This is a genomic window from Phreatobacter aquiterrae (assembly GCF_053471285.1).
Genome location: NZ_JBJPHW010000013.1, coordinates 93173 through 111995, shown reverse-complemented (window position 1 = coordinate 111995; position 18823 = coordinate 93173). Strand labels below are relative to the sequence as shown.

The 18823-nt window shown below is 68.1% G+C and carries 15 protein-coding genes; 4 read left to right on the top strand and 11 right to left on the bottom strand.

Going from position 1 to position 18823, the window contains the following annotated elements; translation table 11 throughout:
- Positions 1 to 97: 97 nt before the first annotated feature.
- From ACJ4V0_RS18385 to uraH, 6 genes are read right to left on the bottom strand one after another with little or no spacing between them, the layout of a single operon-like run.
- Entirely contained in the window at positions 98 to 1369 is a 1272-nt protein-coding gene (locus tag ACJ4V0_RS18385; RefSeq protein WP_448301056.1) for an allantoate amidohydrolase, read from the bottom strand.
- Complete coding sequence (locus ACJ4V0_RS18380) at positions 1366 to 2556, bottom strand: urate hydroxylase PuuD (RefSeq protein ID WP_448301055.1); 1191 nt, start codon at positions 2554 to 2556, stop codon at positions 1366 to 1368. The genes ACJ4V0_RS18385 and ACJ4V0_RS18380 overlap by 4 nt, the downstream gene beginning before the upstream one ends.
- A gap of 19 nt (positions 2557 to 2575) precedes the next feature.
- Positions 2576 to 3538 (bottom strand): xanthine dehydrogenase accessory protein XdhC, encoded by a 963-nt coding sequence (gene xdhC / locus ACJ4V0_RS18375; protein ID WP_448301054.1) that lies wholly within the window; start codon positions 3536 to 3538, stop codon positions 2576 to 2578.
- 4 nt (positions 3539 to 3542) lie between these two features.
- Positions 3543 to 5861, bottom strand: coding sequence for a xanthine dehydrogenase molybdopterin binding subunit (gene xdhB, locus ACJ4V0_RS18370; RefSeq protein WP_448301053.1), 2319 nt, complete (start codon positions 5859 to 5861; stop codon positions 3543 to 3545).
- Positions 5851 to 7335: a xanthine dehydrogenase small subunit gene (gene xdhA / locus ACJ4V0_RS18365; protein ID WP_448301052.1), complete on the bottom strand. Its 1485-nt coding sequence runs from the start codon at positions 7333 to 7335 to the stop codon at positions 5851 to 5853. The genes xdhB and xdhA overlap by 11 nt, the downstream gene beginning before the upstream one ends.
- Positions 7332 to 7688 (bottom strand): hydroxyisourate hydrolase, encoded by a 357-nt coding sequence (uraH, locus tag ACJ4V0_RS18360; RefSeq protein WP_448301051.1) that lies wholly within the window; start codon positions 7686 to 7688, stop codon positions 7332 to 7334. The genes xdhA and uraH overlap by 4 nt, the downstream gene beginning before the upstream one ends.
- Positions 7689 to 7841: 153 nt before the next feature.
- Between uraH and ACJ4V0_RS18355 the strand changes: the two genes are divergently transcribed.
- Positions 7842 to 9545: a SulP family inorganic anion transporter gene (locus tag ACJ4V0_RS18355; protein WP_448301050.1), complete on the top strand. Its 1704-nt coding sequence runs from the start codon at positions 7842 to 7844 to the stop codon at positions 9543 to 9545.
- On the opposite strand, the gene ACJ4V0_RS18350 is transcribed toward ACJ4V0_RS18355, so the two are convergent.
- Entirely contained in the window at positions 9538 to 10257 is a 720-nt protein-coding gene (locus ACJ4V0_RS18350; RefSeq protein ID WP_448301049.1) for a CDP-alcohol phosphatidyltransferase family protein, read from the bottom strand. The two genes, ACJ4V0_RS18355 and ACJ4V0_RS18350, sit on opposite strands and share 8 nt — an antisense overlap.
- Before the next feature lie 149 nt (positions 10258 to 10406).
- Between ACJ4V0_RS18350 and ACJ4V0_RS18345 the strand changes: the two genes are divergently transcribed.
- Positions 10407 to 11633, top strand: a complete 1227-nt coding sequence (locus ACJ4V0_RS18345) for a UbiH/UbiF family hydroxylase (RefSeq protein ID WP_448301048.1) — start codon at positions 10407 to 10409, stop codon at positions 11631 to 11633.
- Between the two features lie 6 nt (positions 11634 to 11639).
- On the opposite strand, the gene ACJ4V0_RS18340 is transcribed toward ACJ4V0_RS18345, so the two are convergent.
- The 4 genes from ACJ4V0_RS18340 to ACJ4V0_RS18325 form a co-directional block, all read right to left on the bottom strand.
- A complete protein-coding gene (locus ACJ4V0_RS18340) occupies positions 11640 to 12635 on the bottom strand; it encodes an AEC family transporter (protein WP_448301047.1) in 996 nt (331 codons plus the stop codon).
- An 80-nt stretch (positions 12636 to 12715) separates the two neighbouring features.
- On the bottom strand, positions 12716 to 13051 hold the full coding sequence (gene hspQ, locus ACJ4V0_RS18335; RefSeq protein ID WP_448301046.1) for a heat shock protein HspQ: 336 nt from the start codon (positions 13049 to 13051) through the stop codon (positions 12716 to 12718).
- 109 nt (positions 13052 to 13160) lie between these two features.
- Positions 13161 to 14201 (bottom strand): HpcH/HpaI aldolase/citrate lyase family protein, encoded by a 1041-nt coding sequence (locus tag ACJ4V0_RS18330; RefSeq protein WP_448301045.1) that lies wholly within the window; start codon positions 14199 to 14201, stop codon positions 13161 to 13163.
- A gap of 131 nt (positions 14202 to 14332) precedes the next feature.
- The gene (locus ACJ4V0_RS18325) at positions 14333 to 15130 is read right to left on the bottom strand and encodes an invasion associated locus B family protein (RefSeq protein ID WP_448301044.1); all 798 of its coding nucleotides are present in this window, start codon (positions 15128 to 15130) and stop codon (positions 14333 to 14335) included.
- 190 nt (positions 15131 to 15320) lie between these two features.
- Here ACJ4V0_RS18325 and ACJ4V0_RS18320 point away from each other — a divergent pair, with 190 nt between their 5' ends.
- Positions 15321 to 17180: an extracellular solute-binding protein gene (locus tag ACJ4V0_RS18320; RefSeq protein ID WP_448301043.1), complete on the top strand. Its 1860-nt coding sequence runs from the start codon at positions 15321 to 15323 to the stop codon at positions 17178 to 17180.
- On the top strand, positions 17167 to 18822 hold the full coding sequence (locus ACJ4V0_RS18315) for an AMP-binding protein (RefSeq protein ID WP_448301042.1): 1656 nt from the start codon (positions 17167 to 17169) through the stop codon (positions 18820 to 18822). The genes ACJ4V0_RS18320 and ACJ4V0_RS18315 overlap by 14 nt, the downstream gene beginning before the upstream one ends.
- Position 18823 lies beyond the last annotated feature (1 nt).

Below are 18823 nucleotides of genomic sequence, written 5' to 3'. Positions count from 1 at the left end.
GGGCGATGCCGCCGGAACGGCTTCATTAGGCGCTCGCCGACGCCTTTCGCAAGGGCGGACCGCAGCCCGTGATGCCCTGCCGTGCAACTGTGAGCGATCAGCCCCGTTGTGGCGGGCTGAAAGTCTCGATGAAGCGGATCAGCGCCGCGACGGCCAGCCCCATGTCCTCGACGGTGGCCGATTCCAGCGGATTGTGGCTGATGCCGCTCTTGCAGCGCACGAAGATCATGGCGAAGTCGGTCAGCATCGCCATGGCCTGACCATCGTGTCCGGCACCGGAGACGAGGCGCGGGGCGTCGAGGCCGATCCCCGCCATGGCCTGCGACAACCCGTCCTGGAGCCAGGGCGCGCAGGCGGCCGTCGCGCAGTCGTGATAGGTCTCGAAGGTGACCGAGCACCCCCGCGCCGCCGCGATGGCCTCGGCGCTCGCCGTGAAGGATTGCAGCGCCGAAGCCCTCGGCGCATCCGAGGACGCCCTGAGATCCAGCACGAACTCGACCCGGTCGGGAATGACGTTGATGGCCCCCGGCATCACCTTCATGTGGCCGACGGTCGCCACCATGGCAGCCTCGGGATGGGCCCTGGCGATCTGCTCGGCCATGAGCATCATCTCGGACGCGGCGAGAAGCGCGTCCTGCCGAAGCGGCATTGGAACCGTTCCGGCATGGCCCGCCATGCCGTGAACCGTGACGCGCGTCCGGTACTGACCGGCGATGGAGGTGACCACGCCGAGCGGCTGGTTGCCGTGCTCGAGAACCGGGCCCTGCTCGATATGGATCTCGACATAGGCCAGCGCCTCGTCCCGCGCCATCGCGGCTGTTCCGACGGCAGCCGGGTCGAGGCCGTAGTCCAGCATGGCCTGCCGCAGGCTGATACCGTCTCGGTCCGTCCCGTCCAGCCAGGCGGGGTCGAAGGCCCCCGCCAGCGCCGCGGAGGACGACAGGACGGTCGGGAAGCGGCTGCCCTCCTCGTCACCGAAGGCGAGAACATCGACGGCGAAGGGAAAGCGCCGGCCGAGGTCGCGAAAATGCTCGATGGCGAGAATGCCGGCCACCACGCCGAGCATGCCGTCATACTTGCCGGCATTGATGACCGTGTCGATATGTGAACCGACGAGGAGCCGCGGCACGGCATTGGCGCCCCCGGGCTCGCCCTCCATCGCGTAGTGACCGCGGACCGTGCCGAGCGCATCCTCGGACGGGGTCATGCCGGCCTCCGCCATCCACTGTCCGACGAGATGGGCGGCGCGCTTGTGCTCGGGCGTCAGGAAGCGCCGCGTCAGCCGGTCCTCGTCCTCCGAGATGGCGGCCAACTCGTCCAGCATGGCCTCGGCGCGGCGGCCGAGCCGTTCGATGTCGAGGGCGGTCATCGCAGGCCCGCGAGATAGGCGCCGAGTTCGGCGCGTTCGGGGTCGGTCATGTGCGTTGGGTTTCCGAGCGGCATGGCCTTGGAGTGGACGGTCTGCTGGGCGACCATGCCGGCAAAGCGGCGAAGGTCGGCAGCCGTTTCCAGAATGACGTTTTTCGGCGGCTCCGAAAAGCTCTCGTGGCGCGGCCGCCGCGCGTGACAGGCGACGCAATGCGTCGCGGTGATCTGCAGGGCGCGGACCTCGCTGACCTGTCCGGCTGCCGCGATGTCGAGGGTCGGACGCTGCGACGTGACGAAGATCGCAAGCAGAAGGGCGACAGCCGCCACCGGCACGGCCCAGCCGTAGCTTTTCCAGGGATCGTGCGCCTCGTGCCGGTTCAGCGTGTGCTGCACCAGCGCGCCGCAGACCAGGATGAAGGCGACCACCAACCATGAATGGGCGTGCGCGTAGAGCATCGGATAGTGGTTCGACACCATCATCAGCAGCACGGGCAGGGTCAGGTAGTTGTTGTGGGTCGAGCGCGTCTTGCCGATCTTGCCGTATTTCGGGTCCGGTTTGCGGCCGGCGATGAGGTCGGCGACCACGATCCGCTGGTTGGGGATGATCACCAGGAAGACGTTGGCCGCCATGATCGTGCCGACGAAGACGCCGACATGGATGAAGGCGCCGCGACCGGAAAAGACCTGGGAAAAGGCCCAGGCCGCGCCGACCACCATGAGGAAGACGACCATGGCGAGAACCGGCGGCCTCTCGGCCAGCGGCGATCTGCACAGCGCGTCATAGGCGAGCCATCCGATGACGATGGAGGCGAGCGACAGCCCGATCGCCTGCACCGGCGTGATGTCGGCCACGGCCAGATCGATCAGAAAACCGCGCGCATTCAGATAGTACTGCGCAACCAGCAGGATGAAGCCGGAGAGCCAGGTGAGATAGGCCGCCCATCGGTGCCACAGAAGCTCCGGGGGCAGATTGTCCGGGGCCACCAGGTATTTCTGCACGTGGTAGAAGCCGCCGCCGTGCACTTCCCAGGCGACGCCGTCGCCGCCGGCAGCGCCCGGCGCCTTGGCCTTCAGGCTGAAGTCCAGCGACATGAAGTAGAAGCTGGTGCCGATCCAGGTGATGCCGGCGGTGACGTGGAACCAGCGCGACAGGAGATTGAACCAGTCCGTGGCAAGCGCGATGTCCATGGGGCTCCGGCTGGATCGTTCAGGCGTTCTGCCGCCGCGCGGCGGTCCCGGCGTTGATGGAACGGCTCTCGCGCAAGATCAAGCATTCCGCCGCGACGGAGGCCGCGATCACCGCAGGTTCCTTGCCCGCAAGGCCGGGAATGCCGATCGGACAGCGCAGTCTCGCGGTCGCTTCTGCGAGGCCGAGCGCGGCAAGGCGCTTGACGAACCGCGCCCGTTTGCTCTGCGATCCGATGAGACCGACATGGGCGAAGCGGCCGGAGGCCAGGGCCGCCGCAACGATGGCGAGATCCTCGCCGTGGCTGTGGGTCATCACCAGAACCTGTGCGCCGTCGGGCAAGCGGGCGAGGGCATCGGCAGGATCGCCGCCGACCAGGGCGACATTCGCCGGCACGGCCGCGGGAAAGGCGCCGTCCCTCTGGTCGTGCCAGAGGATGCGGAACGGCAGAGGCGCCAGCGCCAGAACCAGCGCCCGCCCGACATGGCCGGCGCCGAACAGGCCGATGTAGGGCAAGGCCTCCCCGAACCGCTCGACATAGGTTCGCGGCGTCAGGCGTATCGATGGGGCACCCTCGGGAAGAAGGGTGCGGCGGAAACCGTCCGTCCCGACGGCCGTCAGGCAGCCGAAGGCCCCTGCCCGCTCGGCCGCAGCTAGAACGGCCACCTCGTTGATAGCGTGTCGGTCGAACAGTTCGAAGCCCAGCGTGACATGCCCTCCACAGCACTGGCCGAGATTGGGCCCGAGCGCCTGATCGGTCACGCGGCTGCGTGGCTGGCCGTGTTGCAGAAACTGTCGCGCCCGGGCAAGAGCCTGCCACTCGAGCGTGCCGCCACCGATGGTGCCGTGGAAACCGCCATCGGGCCTGACGATCATGCGGGCCCCGGCCTCGCGCGGCACCGATCCGCGCGCGGCGAGCACGCTGACGAGGACGCAGGCGCCCTCCGTCTCGATGATACCCAGGATGCGCGGCCAGACCTCCATGGCGTCACCCCGCCTCCGCGACCTGCGCCATGCAGGCGAAGAGGATGGCCTCGGGGGTCGCCGGCGCATCGAGTGCGACAACCCTCCCCGGCCACAGCGAATGCACCGCATCGGCAATCGCCGACAAGACGGAATTGGCGAGCATGAGCGGCGGCTCGCCGATGGCCTTGGAGCGGTAGATCGTGTCCTCGCGGTTGGGATTGTCGAAAAAGGCGACGCGGAAATCGGCCGGCACGTCCCGCGCGGTCGGGATCTTGTAGGTCGATGGCGCGTGCGTCCGCAGCCGCCCCTTCGCGTCGAAGACCAGTTCCTCCATCGTCAGCCAGCCCATGCCCTGGACGAAGCCGCCCTCGATCTGGCCGATGTCGATGGCCGGGTTCAGCGAGCGTCCGGCGTCGTGCAGGATGTCGACGCGATCGAGGGTGAACTCGCCGGTCATGGTGTCGATGGTAACCTCCGAGCAGGAGGCCCCGTAGGCGAAGTAGAAGAACGGGCGGCCGGTCCCCCTCGCCCGGTCCCAGGTGATCTTCGGGGTCGCGTAGAAGCCGGCCGCGGAGAGATGGGTTCGGGCGAGGTAGGCCTTCTTCACGACCTCGGCGAAGGGCGCACACCGATCCCCGGCCACCACGTGGTCGTCACGGAACGCGATGCTGCCTAGCGGCACCTGCCAGTCGCGGGCGACGAAATCCGCGAGCCGCGCTTTGATCTCGGAGGCCGCGACCTTCGCCGCCATGCCGTTCATGTCTGTGCCGGACGAGGCGGCCGTTGGCGAGGTGTTCGGCACCTTGCCCGTATGGGTGGCGGTAATGCGGACGCGGTCGAGCGCGACGCCGAACTCCTCAGCCACCACCTGCGCCACCTTGACGAAGAGCCCCTGCCCCATTTCCGTGCCGCCGTGGTTCAGGTGGATCGAGCCGTCCTGATAGACGTGCAGCAGCGCGCCGGCCTGGTTGAGGAAGGTCGTCGTGAAGGAGATGCCGAACTTCACGGGGGTCAGGGCGATTCCCTTCTTCAGCACCGGCGATCCCGCATTGAACGCGGTGATGGCGGCGCGCCGCGCGCGATAGTCGCTCGATGTCTCGAGCTGTCGCAGGATCTCGCCCGCGACATTGTCCTCGACCATCATGCCGTAGGGCGTGACGTTGCGATCCTCCGTTCCGTAGAGATTGGCGTAGCGCACATCGAGGGGATCGCGGCCGGTCGCCCAGGCGATATGGTCCATCAGGCGCTCGGCGAAGACCATGCCCTGCGGCCCGCCGAACCCGCGGAATGCCGTGTTGGACACGGTATGGGTCTTGAGCCGCCGCGAGCGGATATGCACGTGCGGAAAGAAATAGGCGTTGTCCGCATGGAACATCGTCCGGTCATTGATCGACGACGAAAGGTCGTGGCTGTAGCCGCAGCGCGAGGCGAAGCCGACATCGACCGCCTCGATCCGCCCGTCCGCATCGATGGCCGCGCGATAGTCGACATGGAAGTCGTGGCGCTTGCCGGTCATGGCGAAATCGTCGTCGCGGTCGAGCCGCACTTTGGCCGGCCGGCCGGTGACGCGCGCCGCGAGCGCCGCCATTGCGGCCCAGCCGCTCGCCTGGCTCTCCTTGCCGCCGAATCCTCCGCCCATGCGGCGGACGACCACCTCGACCCAGGCGTCGGGAATACCGAGAACGCGGGCGACGACGTGCTGTACCTCGCTCGGATGCTGCGTCGAGGAGTGGACGACGAAGCCGCCCTGCTCGTCGGGCACGGCAAGGGCCGCCTGCCCCTCGAGATAGAAATGCTCCTGCCCGCCGATCTCCAGCGTGCCGGACAGAACGTTGGCGCCGGTGCCAAGAACCTCCTCGGGGTCGCCGCGCCGGAAGGCATAGGCCGGCATGATGTCGGCATCGTCGGCGAGCGCATCGGCGATTGAGACCAGCGGCGCCTCCTCCGCGATGTCGATCACCGCCAGTCGCGCGGCGCGGCGTGCCGCATCGCGGGTTTCTGCCACAACGGCGAAGAGCGGTTGTCCATGGAAGGAGACCTCGTCCACCACGAAGAGCGGGTCGTCGCCGGCAACGGGGCTGACGTCGTTGGTCGCGGGAATGTCCGCGGCGGTGAGCACGGCGACCACGCCGGGAACTGTGCCAACGGCCCCGAGGTCAAGGCTGTTCAGCCTGCCCCGCGCTACAGGAGAGCCGCCCGGCACCACGTGCAGGGTTCCGTCAGGTTCACGAATGTCGTCGATATAGGGGGCGGCGCCCGTGACATGGCGATCGGCGGAATCGTGCCTCAAGGACTTCTGCACATGGCGCAGGGCCGGCGCGTCGGCGGGGTCATGCTGCATCGTCGGCCTCCCGCAGCGGCGCGATGCGCGTACGCGACCGGTCTCCCGCCGCGATCTCCATCAGCCCCTTGGTGATGAGATTGCCGGCCACCTGAAGGCGGTAGCGGGCAGAGGCGCGGTGGTCGTCCAGCGGCGAAAAATCCTCCCCCAGCCGTGCAATGGCCGTTCCGATGCCGCCGCGATCATCGTCGGCGAGGCCGGTGAGCGCCACCTCAACGGCCGAGGCCCGCTTCGGAACGCCGGCCAATCCGCCGAAGGCGATGCGCGCGGCCACGATCCGCCTGCCGTCGAGTGTCACCTTCATCGCCAGCATCACGGAGGAGATGTCCTGGTCGATGCGCTTGGCGACCTTGAACACCCGCAGATGCTCGCCTCGCCCGGGCTTCGGGACCGTCACATGAGTCAACACCTCGTCGCGGGCGCGGTCCTGCCGGCCATAGGCGAGGAAGAAGGTCTCCAGCGGCATGGTCCGTACGGCGTGGCCGCGCCGCAGTTCGATCTCTGCGCCGAGGGCGATCAGAAGCGGCGGCATGTCGCCGATGGGCGAGCCGTTGGCGATGTTGCCGCCGATCGTGCCAGCCGCCCGCACCTGCGCCGATCCCAGCCGCTCAAGCAGCAGCCCGACATCCGGGTCAAGGGCCGCGAGGCTGTCGCGGGCATCGGCGTAGGTCGCAGCGGCGCCGATCCTCAGTTGCGCGCCGTCGTCGGTGATGGTGCCGAGTTCCCGTACCCGGCCTGTATGGATGAGCTTCGGCAAGGTCCGCAGTTGCTTGGTGATCCACAGGCCGACATCGGTGGCGCCGCCGACCAGCACCGCATCCGGATGACGTTCCAGCAGCGTGCACAGGCTGTCGAGCGACGACGGAGCCGCGAAGAAGGCGGCGTGGTCGCCGACCAGAACGTCACGGTCGTCGGCCAGCGCGGCCAGCGAGCGGGCCGTCTCCTCCTGCCGCGCGGTGAAGGCATCATCAGGCGCTGAGGAACAGGCGGCGAGCGCGGCGTCGACGATGGGTCGGTAGCCGGTGCAGCGGCAGAGATTGCCGGCAAGCCGCGACAGCACGGCCTCGCGACCGCCGGATGTGGCGGAGCCATCGTGGTAGAGCGTGAAGAGGCTCATCACGAAGCCGGGCGTGCAGAAGCCGCATTGCGAGCCGTGATGGTCCAGCATCGCCTGCTGGACCGGATGCAGCCGGTCCCCCGATGCGAGGTCCTCCACGGTGACGAGTTCGGCCCCATCCAGTTGGCCAAGCAGCAGGATGCAGGCGTTGGCCGGCTGATAATGGACGGCCCCGCCCTGCAGGCGCCCCACCGCGACCGTGCAGGCCCCGCAATCGCCCTCGCCGCAGCCTTCCTTGGTGCCGGTTAGCCGCCGGTCGAGACGCAGCCAGTCGAGCACCGTCGTCATCGGCGCGACATCGGCGAGTTCCGCCGTGTGTCCCCGGTGGAGGAACCTCAAGGGGCGAGTGCTGGTCATGATCCCCGATAGGTCGTGTAGCCGAAAGGCGAGAGCAGTAGCGGCACGTGATAGTGCTGGTCCAGCGCACTGACACTGAAGCGCAGGGTGACGATGTCCAGGAACGGCGGGTCGGTCACCTCCGTTCCTGACCGGCGGTGATAGTCGGCCACGTCATATTCGAGGCTGTAAGGTCCCGGCCGGATGGTCGCCGGCGTCAGCAGCGGCGCGGGGGCCCGGCCGTCTGTATTGGTCTCTCCCTCCGCCACGAGCCGACGCTCGTCCCCCTCGATCGCGAAGAGCCGATAGCGAATGCCGGCAGCAGGGCGCCCTGCGGCCGTGTCGAGGACATGGGTGGAAAGGTGGCCGGGCATGGTGCGCGATCCTGTCTCGGGGCAATCTCACCATGAAGGCTGCCGGATTCCGCCGCGACAGAATAGCCGGTCTGCATACCGACCACGTATTTGTGCGGACGCGATGCCCAATGGCCGCAGCCTAACGTCCGAACCTCCGGACCGAATCGCATCATGAAGCCGATTGTGCAGCAGAAGGCGTCTTTCCGGGACCTGTTCACCCCCAAACTGGTGACGGTCCTGCGCGAAGGCTATGGCCTGAAGGACCTCCAGTCCGACGCCGTCGCCGGCCTGACGGTCGCCATCGTCGCCCTCCCCCTCTCCATGGCGATTGCCATCGCCTCCGGCGCGACGCCCGACAAGGGGCTCGTGACCGCCGTCATCGGCGGGTTCCTGATCTCGGCGCTCGGCGGCTCGCGCTTCCAGGTCGGCGGCCCGGCCGGGGCCTTCATCCCGCTCGTCGCCTCGACGATCGCCATCCACGGCTATGACGGTCTGGTCATCGCCACCTTCATGGCCGGCGTCATGCTGGTGGTGATCGGCTTCCTGCAGCTCGGGACCTATATCAAATACATCCCCTATCCCGTGACCGTCGGCTTCACCTCGGGGATCGCGGTCATCATCTTCGTCAGCCAGATCCGCGACCTGCTGGGACTGACGCTCGGCTCCGCCGAGCCTGCCGAAATGCTCCACAAACTCCCCGTGCTCTGGCATGCCCTGCCCACGGTCAACGCCATAGCCGTCGTCCTCTCGCTCGGCGCCATCGTCACCATCGTGGCGCTGAAGCGCTGGCGGCCGGCGATCCCCGGCATGCTGATCGTGGTGGCCGTGGGGGGGCTGGCAACGGCGCTGTTGCATCTGCCGGTCGAGACGATTGGCTCCCGCTTCGGCACGCTTCCGACAGGCATCACGTTCTACGGCCTGCCCAGCCTGTCGCTCACCCGCATCCGCGATCTGATGGTGCCAGCCATCGCCATCGCCATGCTCGGCGGCATCGAGTCGTTGCTCTCGGCGGTCGTGGCCGACGGCATGACGGGACGCCGCCATCGTTCCAACTGTGAATTGGTGGCTCAGGGCGTTGCCAACATGGCCTCGGCGCTGTTCGGCGGCATCCCCGTCACCGGCACCATTGCGCGAACCGCTACCAACGTGCGCGCCGGCGCCCGGGGCCCTGTCGCGGGCATGTTCCACGCCCTGTTCGTCCTGGTGTTCCTCGCGGTCGCCGGCGGCCTGATGAGCTATGTGCCGCTGGCCGTGCTCGCCGGTGTTCTCGCGGTCGTTGCCTGGAACATGGCGGAGAAGCGCGAGTTCGTGTCACTGCTGCGCGCCTCGCCCGGCGACGCCGTCGTGCTGCTCGCCGCTTTCCTGCTGACCGTCTTCGTCGACCTGACGGCGGGCATCGGCGTTGGCATCGTGCTCGGCTCGCTGCTCTTCATGCACCGCATGGCCGAGGCCATGGCGATCGAGGGCAAGGTCAGCCTGCTCGCTGCCGACGTGGCCGACGAGATCGGCGCGCGCGGGGCCTACGACCCGACCGAGGCGAAGGACCGGCGGATCGTCACCTATCGACTGAGCGGCGCCTTCTTCTTCGGTGCCGCGGCGACCGTCGTCTCCGTCTTCGACCGGATCGGCGATCCCCCCGCGATCTTCATTCTCGACATGTCGGAGGTGCCGTTCCTCGACACGACGGGGGCAAACACGCTGGAGGGCTTCGTGCACAAGCTCGAGCGCGCCGGAACCCATGTCATCATTGCCGCGCCGCGCGACAGCGTGATCGCCACGCTTGCCCATTTCGGCCTGCGGGAACCCCGGTTGACCATTGCCCGGTCGGCCGAAGCCGCGACCGCCGCCGCCGAGGCGCGTCTCGCCTTCAGTTGAGGACCCGCCGGCGCCCGGCCCAGCGGACGAAGATGCCGATGCCGGCGAGATAGAGGCTCGCGCCACCCAGAACCGCCGTCACCCACGGCTCCGGCCGCAGATCGGCTGCGATGGCGAGGATCGCGGCCATCGTCCAGACGCCGAGAACCACAAGCGTCAGCGGACGGAACCGGGTTACGCGGAACGGATGGACGAAGGCGAAAGGCGCGAAGGTTGCCGCCACCAGCGCCGAAATGGCCACGGCGTTGATCCAGCCCGGCAATCCGAACACCGCCACGAGGAAGATCACCACGTTCCAGATCGCCGGAAAGCCCCTGAAGCCTCCCTCCACCGTCTTCATCTCGGCATCGGCGAAGTAGAAGGCCGACGAGATCAGGACCGCGGCGGCGAGCGGCCAGGCCAGCGGCGCAGGAACGAGACCCGCATGGATCATGAGGTAGACCGGCACGACGACATAGGTGAGGTAGTCGACGACGAGATCGAGCACCTCGCCGGAATAGCGCGGCAGGAGCCCCGCGACGCCGACCCGCCGCGCGATCGTCCCGTCGATGCCGTCGACCACCAGGGCGAGGCCGAGCCAGACGAAGGTCGCCGCCCTCCGGCCCTCGCCGGCTGCCTGAAGCGCCAGCAGCCCGAGGACCGCGCCGCTCGCGGTGAAGGCATGGACCGCATAGGCCGGCAGCGGATATCGGGTCGGCGGGTCCGGCACCATGCGCCTGGTCTCCTGTGCGGCCTGCGCCATCCCTACCGCGAACACGAACCTGCGACCGGCAGAGCCAGGCAGGTCTGTCCCTCGTATCTTGGGCAGATCGCGCGGGAATGCTAGAGATTGCACGGTGATGGCTACGGACGGCAAGGCAGATGACCGGCACAGTTCGCAAGGCGGAATATGACGTGATCGTGGTGGGTGCGGGACCGGCGGGGCTTTTCGCCGCGCTGGCGCTGCACCATGCGGGCCTGCGTGCCGCGATCGTCGGCATTCCGCCCGGGGGGCGGAGCGATCATCGCACCTCCGCCCTGCTCGATGGTTCCGTTCAGGCGCTGCGTTGCCTCGGCCTGTGGGACGACGTCGCGCCGAAGGCCGCCCCCTTGCGCGTGATGCGCCTCGTCGATGCGACGGGCGGCCTCTTGCGTGCGCCGGTCTTCGAGGGCCGCGCCGCCGAAATCGGCCTCGACGCCTTCGGCTACAACATCGCCAATGACGACCTGAACGCCGCGCTGCTGGCGCGGGTGCGGCATCTCGGCATCCCGCTCATCGCAGAGACCGTGACAGCCGTTGAACTCGCCGACGGTTCCCCCGCGGTCGTCCTGCAGTCCGGTGACCGGATCACCACGGAGGTCGTGGCGGGCGCCGATGGCCGAAACTCGCTGGTGCGCACTGCCGCCGGCATCGACGTGGTGGCAACGCGCTATCCGCAGACCGCCGTCACCGTCTGCTTCCGCCATTCCCGTCCGCATCACGATATCTCGACGGAATTCCATACGCCGACGGGTCCGTTCACCCTGGTGCCGCTGCCAGGCGACCGGTCGAGCCTGGTCTGCGTCGTCAGACCCGGTGAGGCCGACCGGCTGCTGGCGCTGGACGACGCTGCGCTTGCGCGCGAGATCGAGAAGCGGTCGCAGGCCATCCTCGGCAAGGTAATGCTGGAGCCGGGCCGCGGCCGCTATGACCTTTCGGCGATCACGCCGCGGCAGTTCGCCGTGCCCGGCGCGGCCCTCATCGGCGAGGCGGCCCATGTCGTGCCGCCCATCGGCGCCCAGGGGCTCAACCTCGGCATGCGTGACGGCGCGGTGCTCGCCGACTGCCTGGCCGATGCCCGCCAACGCAGCGAACCGATCGGCGGGACGGCAGCCATGGCGACCTATGACCGGGCGCGCCGCGCCGACATCGTCAGCCGCACCTTCGCCATCGACGTGCTCAACCGGTCGCTGCTCTCGGCTTTCATGCCGGTCCATGTGCTGCGCGGCGCAGGCCTCTGGCTCCTCGACCAGATCGGGCCGCTGCGGCGCGCCTTCATGCGCGAGGGGCTGCAGCCGTCCCATGGCCAGCCGCGCCTGATGCGCGGCGAGGAGCGGCCAGCGGCCTGACGCCCGTCATGGCGAGAATATATTGATCGGCAGAAGCTCGTTCTTTACCAGATAGAGCACACTTGTCAGCGTACCGACCGAGACCAGCGTGCCCAGCAGCACGGCATTGGACGCCTCCTCCACCCAGGTGTCGTACTGGCGGGCGATGATGAAGACGTTGAGCGCCGGTGGCAGGCAGGCCATCAGCGCCGCCGCATAGACCCAGGCAGGCTCGAACGTCCCGAGAAACGACAGGATCAGCACCGCGAGCGCCGGGTGGACCAGGAGCTTCAGCGCGAGGATCGGCGAGATGCCGGCGGCGACCTTCGCCAGCGCGCGAAAACTCTCCATGCGCAGCGCCACCGTCACGCCCAGCGTGAACAAAGCGACCGGAGCCGCGGCGTTCTGCAGGAAGGCCAGCAGCCGATCGAGCATCTCCGGCGGCTGGAACTTCAGGAAGGCGGAGATCACACCCGCCACCGTCGCCAGGATGAAGGGGTGGGTGACGATCTTGAAGATGACCTCGCCGATGACGGAGAGGATGGATCGCCGGTCGGTCCCGTCCAACGCCATCAGCAGCGGCACAAGGGAAAACAGCAGGATATTGTCGAAACAGAAGATCAGCGCGACGGGGGCCGCGGCCTCCGCCCCGATCGTCGAAAAGGCGAGGCCCGGCCCCATGTAGCCGATATTGCCGTAGGCCGCGGAGACGCCGGCGACCGTCGCATGGCCGGTATGGCCGCCCGACCGCCATGCCACATAGGCGAAGCCGAGCACGAAGACGGCAAAGGTCGCAAACGTCGTGCCGACGACGAAGGGAACGTTGTTGAGCTTCTCCAGCGGCGTCTGCGCCAGGATCCGGTAGAACAGCGCCGGCAGGGCGATGTAGATGAGGAAGAAGTTCATCCAGCCGAGGCCGGCCTCGGGGATCGCCGTGCCCTTCCACGCCTTGTAGCGCGCGGCGAAGAAACCGAGCGCGATCAGGCCGAAGAACGGCATCGCAAGATTGAGAACCTGAATCATGGGGCCGATCGCTGCGCGGCGGGAGGTCAGCGACCGCTAATGACCGCGAGCGCCGCGGTCAACGGATCGAAGGGTTGATCTCAGTGCAGACCGGTGCGTTTCACCCGGTAGCCGCCGTCATCGTCCGGGTCGAAGACCTCGTCCACCTGCGGATGGCGGATCGGGTCGCCGCTGGTGTCCGGCAGAAGGTTCTGCTCCGAGACATAGGCGATGTACTCGGTCACCTCGTTCTCGGCGAACAGGTGGTAGAAGGGCTGGTCCTTCGACGGCCTGAGTTCGGCCGGGATCGCTTCGTACCACTCGTCCGTGTTGGCAAAGGTCGGGTCCACGTCGAAGACCACGCCCCGGAACGGATGGATCCGGTGCTTGACGATCTGTCCGATCTTGAACTTGGCTTGCCGTGGCTTGTCGATCACGCCGCTGATGGTCCGTGTGGAAATGGGGTCCCTCTCGGGCGCGCGACAAAAGCGGCAGGGAGCCGCCGTGTCAACGTTACATGGAATCAAATACGCCTGAAGAGCGCGATCAGATCGCGTAGCGCGCGGCGTAATCGGGGTCCTTGGCGGCGACGATCCGCGCCAGGTCGACCATGACCTTGGCCTGCTTCCAGGTGGCGTCGTCCTGCATCTTGCCGTCGATCATCACCGCGCCCGAGCCGTCCGGCATTGCCGCCAGGATGCGCGCGGCAAAGGCGACCTCGTCGGGATCGGGCGAGAAGACCCGCTTGGCGATGTCGATCTGCGAGGGATGCAGCGTCCAGGCGCCGGCGCAGCCCATGAGGAAGGCGTTGCGGAACTGCGTCTCGCAGGCCAGCACGTCGGAAAAGTCGCCGAACGGGCCGTAGAAGGCCTTGAGACCATTCGCGGCGCAGGCGTCGACCATCTTGGCCAGCGTGTAGTGCCAGAGATCCTGCTGATAGACGGCGCGCGGCCCCTCGCCCACCGCATCCGCCACCACCTTGTATTCGGGATGGCCGCCGCCGACCCGGGTGGTCTTCATCGCGCGCGAGGCGGCAAGATCCGCCGGTCCGAGGCTCATGCCGTGCATGCGCGGCGAGGCCGAAGCGATGTCCTCGACGTTCTTCACCCCCTCGGCGGTCTCCAGGATCGCGTGGATGAGGATGGGCCTCGCCACCTTGTGGCGCGCCTCCAGCTGGGCGAGCAACTGGTCGAGGTAGTGAATGTCCCAGGGACCCTCGACCTTCGGCAGCATCACAACGTCGAGCTTGTCGCCGACCGCCGCGACGATCTCGGTGAGGTCATCGAGAATCCAGGGCGAGTTCAGCGCGTTGACGCGGGTCCAGACGCCCGTGGTGCCGAAATCGGTTGCCCTGACCATCTCGATGAAACCGGCGCGCGCGGCCTCCTTGGCATCGAGCGGGATGGCGTCCTCGAGGTTGCCGAGAATCACATCGACGGACTTCGCCAGTTCCGGAACCTTGGCGCGCACCTTCTCCATGTGCGGCGGCACGAAATGGATCATGCGCTCCAGCCGCACCGGCAGCTCGCGATAGGGTTCCGGAGCGCCGATGGCGAGCGGCTTGTAGATGTTGCGCGGCAGCTTCATGGCCCCCTCCTGGTTCCGGCCAGCGCTACATCACCGCGCTGCAGCGCACAATTCCGTTGAAGGGCTGATGGCGCCAACGAAAAAGGCGCGGGACGAGCCCGCGCCTTCCGATGTTGGAGCCGTTTGTCCGATCAGCGCTGCGGCGGAGCCAGTGGCTGCATGCCGGCCGGCGCGCCCGGAACAACGGGCACACCGGGGGCGGCGGCGCCGCCCTGCTGCTGGCGCTGCTGCTCAACGAGGCGGCGCTGGGCCTCCTCCCCGCGACGCTGCAGTTCTTCCTGCAGGCGGCGCTGCTGCTCCTCATAGGCCTTCGGATCGACGGGAGCACCGTCATAGGAGGCCGCAAATCCCTGCAGCGACATGCCGAGCGAGATGGCGCGGTTGTTCATGTTGACGACCTGGATGTTCAGGTTGGTCGAACGCTTCATCCGGGTCAGGAAGTCCGGCTGGATCTCCATCTGCGCGAAACAGGCGTTCGGCAGGCAGACCTCGTAGCGCATGGCCTGCGGCTGGGGCTGGCCCTGCCCCTCGAGCACGACGCGGATCCCGGGCTGCAGCGACATGCCCACCGGCACGGCGATGATCAGGCGAGGCTTCTCGCCCTCCAGATCGCGGATCTGGACGGAGGCGAGCATCTGGCCGTTCTCGGCGCGTGTCTCCTGCACCACCATGCAGAGCTTCTTGGTGGTCGGGGGCGTGCGCTCATCGACGGGCACGTTGTCGCACAGCTTGACCCAGGGGGTCTGGATGGCGGCGAGGTTCTCCTGGGTAGCGGGAGCAGCCGGCTGGGCCGGAGTCGCCTGCTGCGCGGGAGCCGGCTGCGCCGGCCGCTGGGCCGGGCGCGGGGCCTGGGCAAGGGCCACCGCAGGCACCAGCATCAGGGCGAGGCCTGCACCCATCCGGGCCGCAGCTTTGGCGGAAAGCGACATGAAAGGTCCTTTCGGTCGTGTCCGTTACGCACGCTGTGGCCGCGGCGGGTCGGACCTTGATGAGTCGGATCGGTCGCGCTCTTTCGCCGTCGAACGTGGCGACATGGTGGCGTGATCCCCGGTCGCGGTTGATAGCGACTCGGCGATCCGTTGAAAAGCCGGAATCACCCGATTTCATGCTCGGTTATCATTGAAGGCCTATTCTGACGCCATGCTGCTCCGCTATGTCCTCGCCTGCCTCGCATCCCTCCTGTCCGTCGCCGCCACGGCGTCGGCGGCTGACTGGCCGCGGGGCCCACTCCTGACATCGATTGCCATGCACGGCGCACCGGCCAGCGCGCCCGACCTCGCCCACCGGCGTTATGTCAACCCGGACGCGCCGAAAGGCGGCCGCATCGTTCTGGGCGCGCAGGGGACCTTCGACACGCTGAACCCCTTCGTCGTCCGGGGCCTCGCCGTGCAGGGCGCCCGGCAGTACCTCTATGAAACCCTGCTCACCCGCTCCTACGACGAGCCTTTCACGCTCTATCCGCAGATCGCCCGCGCGCTGGAGGTGCCCGACGACCGCTCTTGGATCATTTTCCACATCGATCCCCGTGCGCGCTTCTCCGATGGGCGCCCCGTGACGGCCACCGACGTCCTGTTCTCCTGGGAACTTCTGAAGGAGCGCGGCCGGCCCAACCACCGGGCCTATTACCGCAAGGTCCAGCGGGTCGATCTCATCGACCCCCTGACCATCCGCTTCGACCTTGCCGGCGCCAATGACCGGGAACTGCCCCTGATCCTCGGGTTGATGCCGATCCTGCCGCGCCATGGCGTCGATCCCGAGACCTTCGAGGAAACCACCCTCGCTCCACCGGTGGGCTCCGGCCCCTATACGATCGCAGAGGTGAAGGCCGGAGAGAGCCTGACGCTGCGGCGTAATCCCGATTGGTGGGGCCACGCCCTGCCAATCAACCGCGGCCTGTTCAATTTCGACGAGATCCGCTTCGACTTCTATCGCGACGGCAACACGCTGTTCGAGGCCTTCAAGAAGGGCCTGGTCGACAGCCGGGTGGAAGCGGACGCCGGACGCTGGGCCTCGGGCTACGATTTTCCCGCCATTCGCGAGGGGCGCATCACCCGCGCCACCGTGCGCCCGGGCACGCCGATGGGCATCCGGGGGATGGCGATGAACACCCGTCGGCCGATCTTCCAGGATGCAAGGGTGCGCGAGGCGCTGGGGCTGCTGTTCGACTTCGAGTGGACCAACCGCACCCTCTATGCAGGCGGGTTCGAGCGGACGCAGTCGATATTCGAGGGCTCAGAGCTGTCCGCGCGCGGACGCGCCGCGGACGACCGCGAGCGGGCGCTGCTCGCCGAGGTGGGAGCCAAGGTCAGGGCTGACATCCTCGAGGGAACCTATCGTGTGCCAGTCTCCGACGGCACTAGCGGCGACAGGGTGCGGTTGCGGCAGGCGATCCGGCTCTTCGAAGAGGCCGGCTGGCGGCTCGACGCCGGTGTCATGCGCCATAGCGGCGGCGGGCAGCCCTTCGCGTTCGAGATTCTGGTCGCGACCCGTGATCAGGAGCGCCTTGCCCTTACCTATCAGCGCTTCCTGAGCCGGGCCGGAATCCGTGCCGAGGTGCGCAATGTCGACGCGGTCCAGTACGATCGGCGCCTGCGCGACTACGACTTCGACATGGCGGATTACCGCTGGTGGAACACGTCCCTGTCTCCTGGCAACGAGCAGGCCTTCTATTGGGGCGTCGCGGCAGGCCGCTCTCCCGGCAGCCGCAACCTGCCCGGCATCGCCGACCCGGCCGTCGATCGTCTCGTTGCAGCCATCGTCGAGGCTACCACCCGCGAGGATCTGGTCATGGCTGCCCGCGCCCTCGACCGGACGCTGACCTCCGGTTTCTACTGGGTCCCCCTCTTCCACCAGCCCGCACAGTGGATGGCCCGCTGGAACCACATCGGCGTACCTGCCGAATCATCCGTTTTCGGCTATCTGACGGAGACGTGGTGGCGGCGTGACGCCGGGGGGCGAACCAGCGGTGATTCTCGGTAAGGGCAGGAAGGCGTCATCGACGGGCGTGGCGGGGCGCGCGACCCTCGACGGCCTGTTGCGTCGGGCGGCCGAGATCCGGCCCGCCAGCCGTGCACTCGCTGATGCACCGAACCGTCCGCACCTGATCGGCGGTGAGCCGCGCCTGCTGACCTGGGCCGAACTGGATGGACTGGTCGATGCGCTGGCCGGGCACCTGCGCCAGATGGGCCTGCCGACCGATGCGGTCGTCGCAACGCAGTTCGCCATGTCGTCCGACGCGATCATCGCCCTCCTGGCGCTATCGCGGGCGGGCTGCATCACCGCACCGATTCCTCTCGGCTGGGGGCGGCGCGAGACAGCGGCCCATCTCCAGCGTCTCGGCGCACGCGCCATCCTCACGGCCGGCCGCATCGGCCCGCTTGAGAGCGCCGGCATGATGCGCTTCGCCGCGGCCGAAACATTTTCCGTCCGTTTCGTCCTGTCGCTCGGCGGCCCGGCGCTGGATGGTGTCATTCCGCTCGACGACGTGCTGGCGACCGAGGGTGGTGCCCCGCGGATCGACCTCGAGCGGCCGGATAACCCTGCCGACCACGTGGCCGTCGTCACGGCCGATGCGGCGGCTGAAGGCCATTTCGGGGTCGCACGCAGCCACAACGAGGTCGTCGCCGGCGGGCTCGCCGCCTTCATGGCAGGCGTTCCCGACGAGCATTCTGTCTTTGCCGCCACGCTCGCGCCGGACACCTTCGCCGGGATGGCCCTGCAGATCGTCCCCTGGCTGATGTCGGGAGGTACTCTGATCGCTCATCCCCCGCTGGCCATGCGGATCATCCTGGATCGGCTCGCGGCCGATGGCGTCACCCATGCCGCACTTCCGTTTGCGGCCGGTGCCGCCGTCCTCGGCTGCCCGCTGGCGCAGAGGCCGGCGCTGCGCCACGTCGCGCTGCTGGCGCGCCGCCCCGCTGGCGATTTCGACCTCACGGAGGCCGAGGCCGACGGGCTCGCCGTGGATGTGTTCCACGGCTTCGGCGAAGCCGCCATCGTGCGGACGCTGAAAGGATCGCCCGGCATACTCATGCTGGGAACGGACACCCATACCTCCGGCGGCGGCCAGTCGCCGATCCTCGTCGAGAGCCGCATCGGTGCCGACGGCACGCTGGAACTGCGCGGCGCCATGGTGCCGAAGGTCGCCTTCCCCCCCGGAGCCGAGAACGGTCTACCGCCCTACTGGTCCGTCGATGCCGAGGGCTATCGGCACACGAGATTTCCGGCCGCCACCGACAAGCAGCGCAAGACCCTGACCATTGGCTCACGGGAGCCCGGCATCGTCTCGATCGGCGGACGCCGCTTCCCGGAGGCAGGCTTGCGGGCGGCCTACGCCGAGGCTGGCGGCGAGATCGCGCCGGTCGTCCGTCCCGATCCGATTCTCGGCGATCGCGTGTCAGGCGTTGTCGGCGATGGCCGCGCCATCGTCGGTCTCGCCGGACGCCTCGTCGACAGCGGCCTGACGCCGCTCGGCATCCCCGGCGGCGCGCGGCAGGCCGGGCAGCTTCCCTTCGAGGATACCCGCCCCAAGGAGGAGCCGCCGCTGCTCGACCCCTTGAGCGAGTCGCATTCGGCGCTGGCACAACTCCTGAGCGTGGCGCGCGCGGCGGCAGGCTACTAAG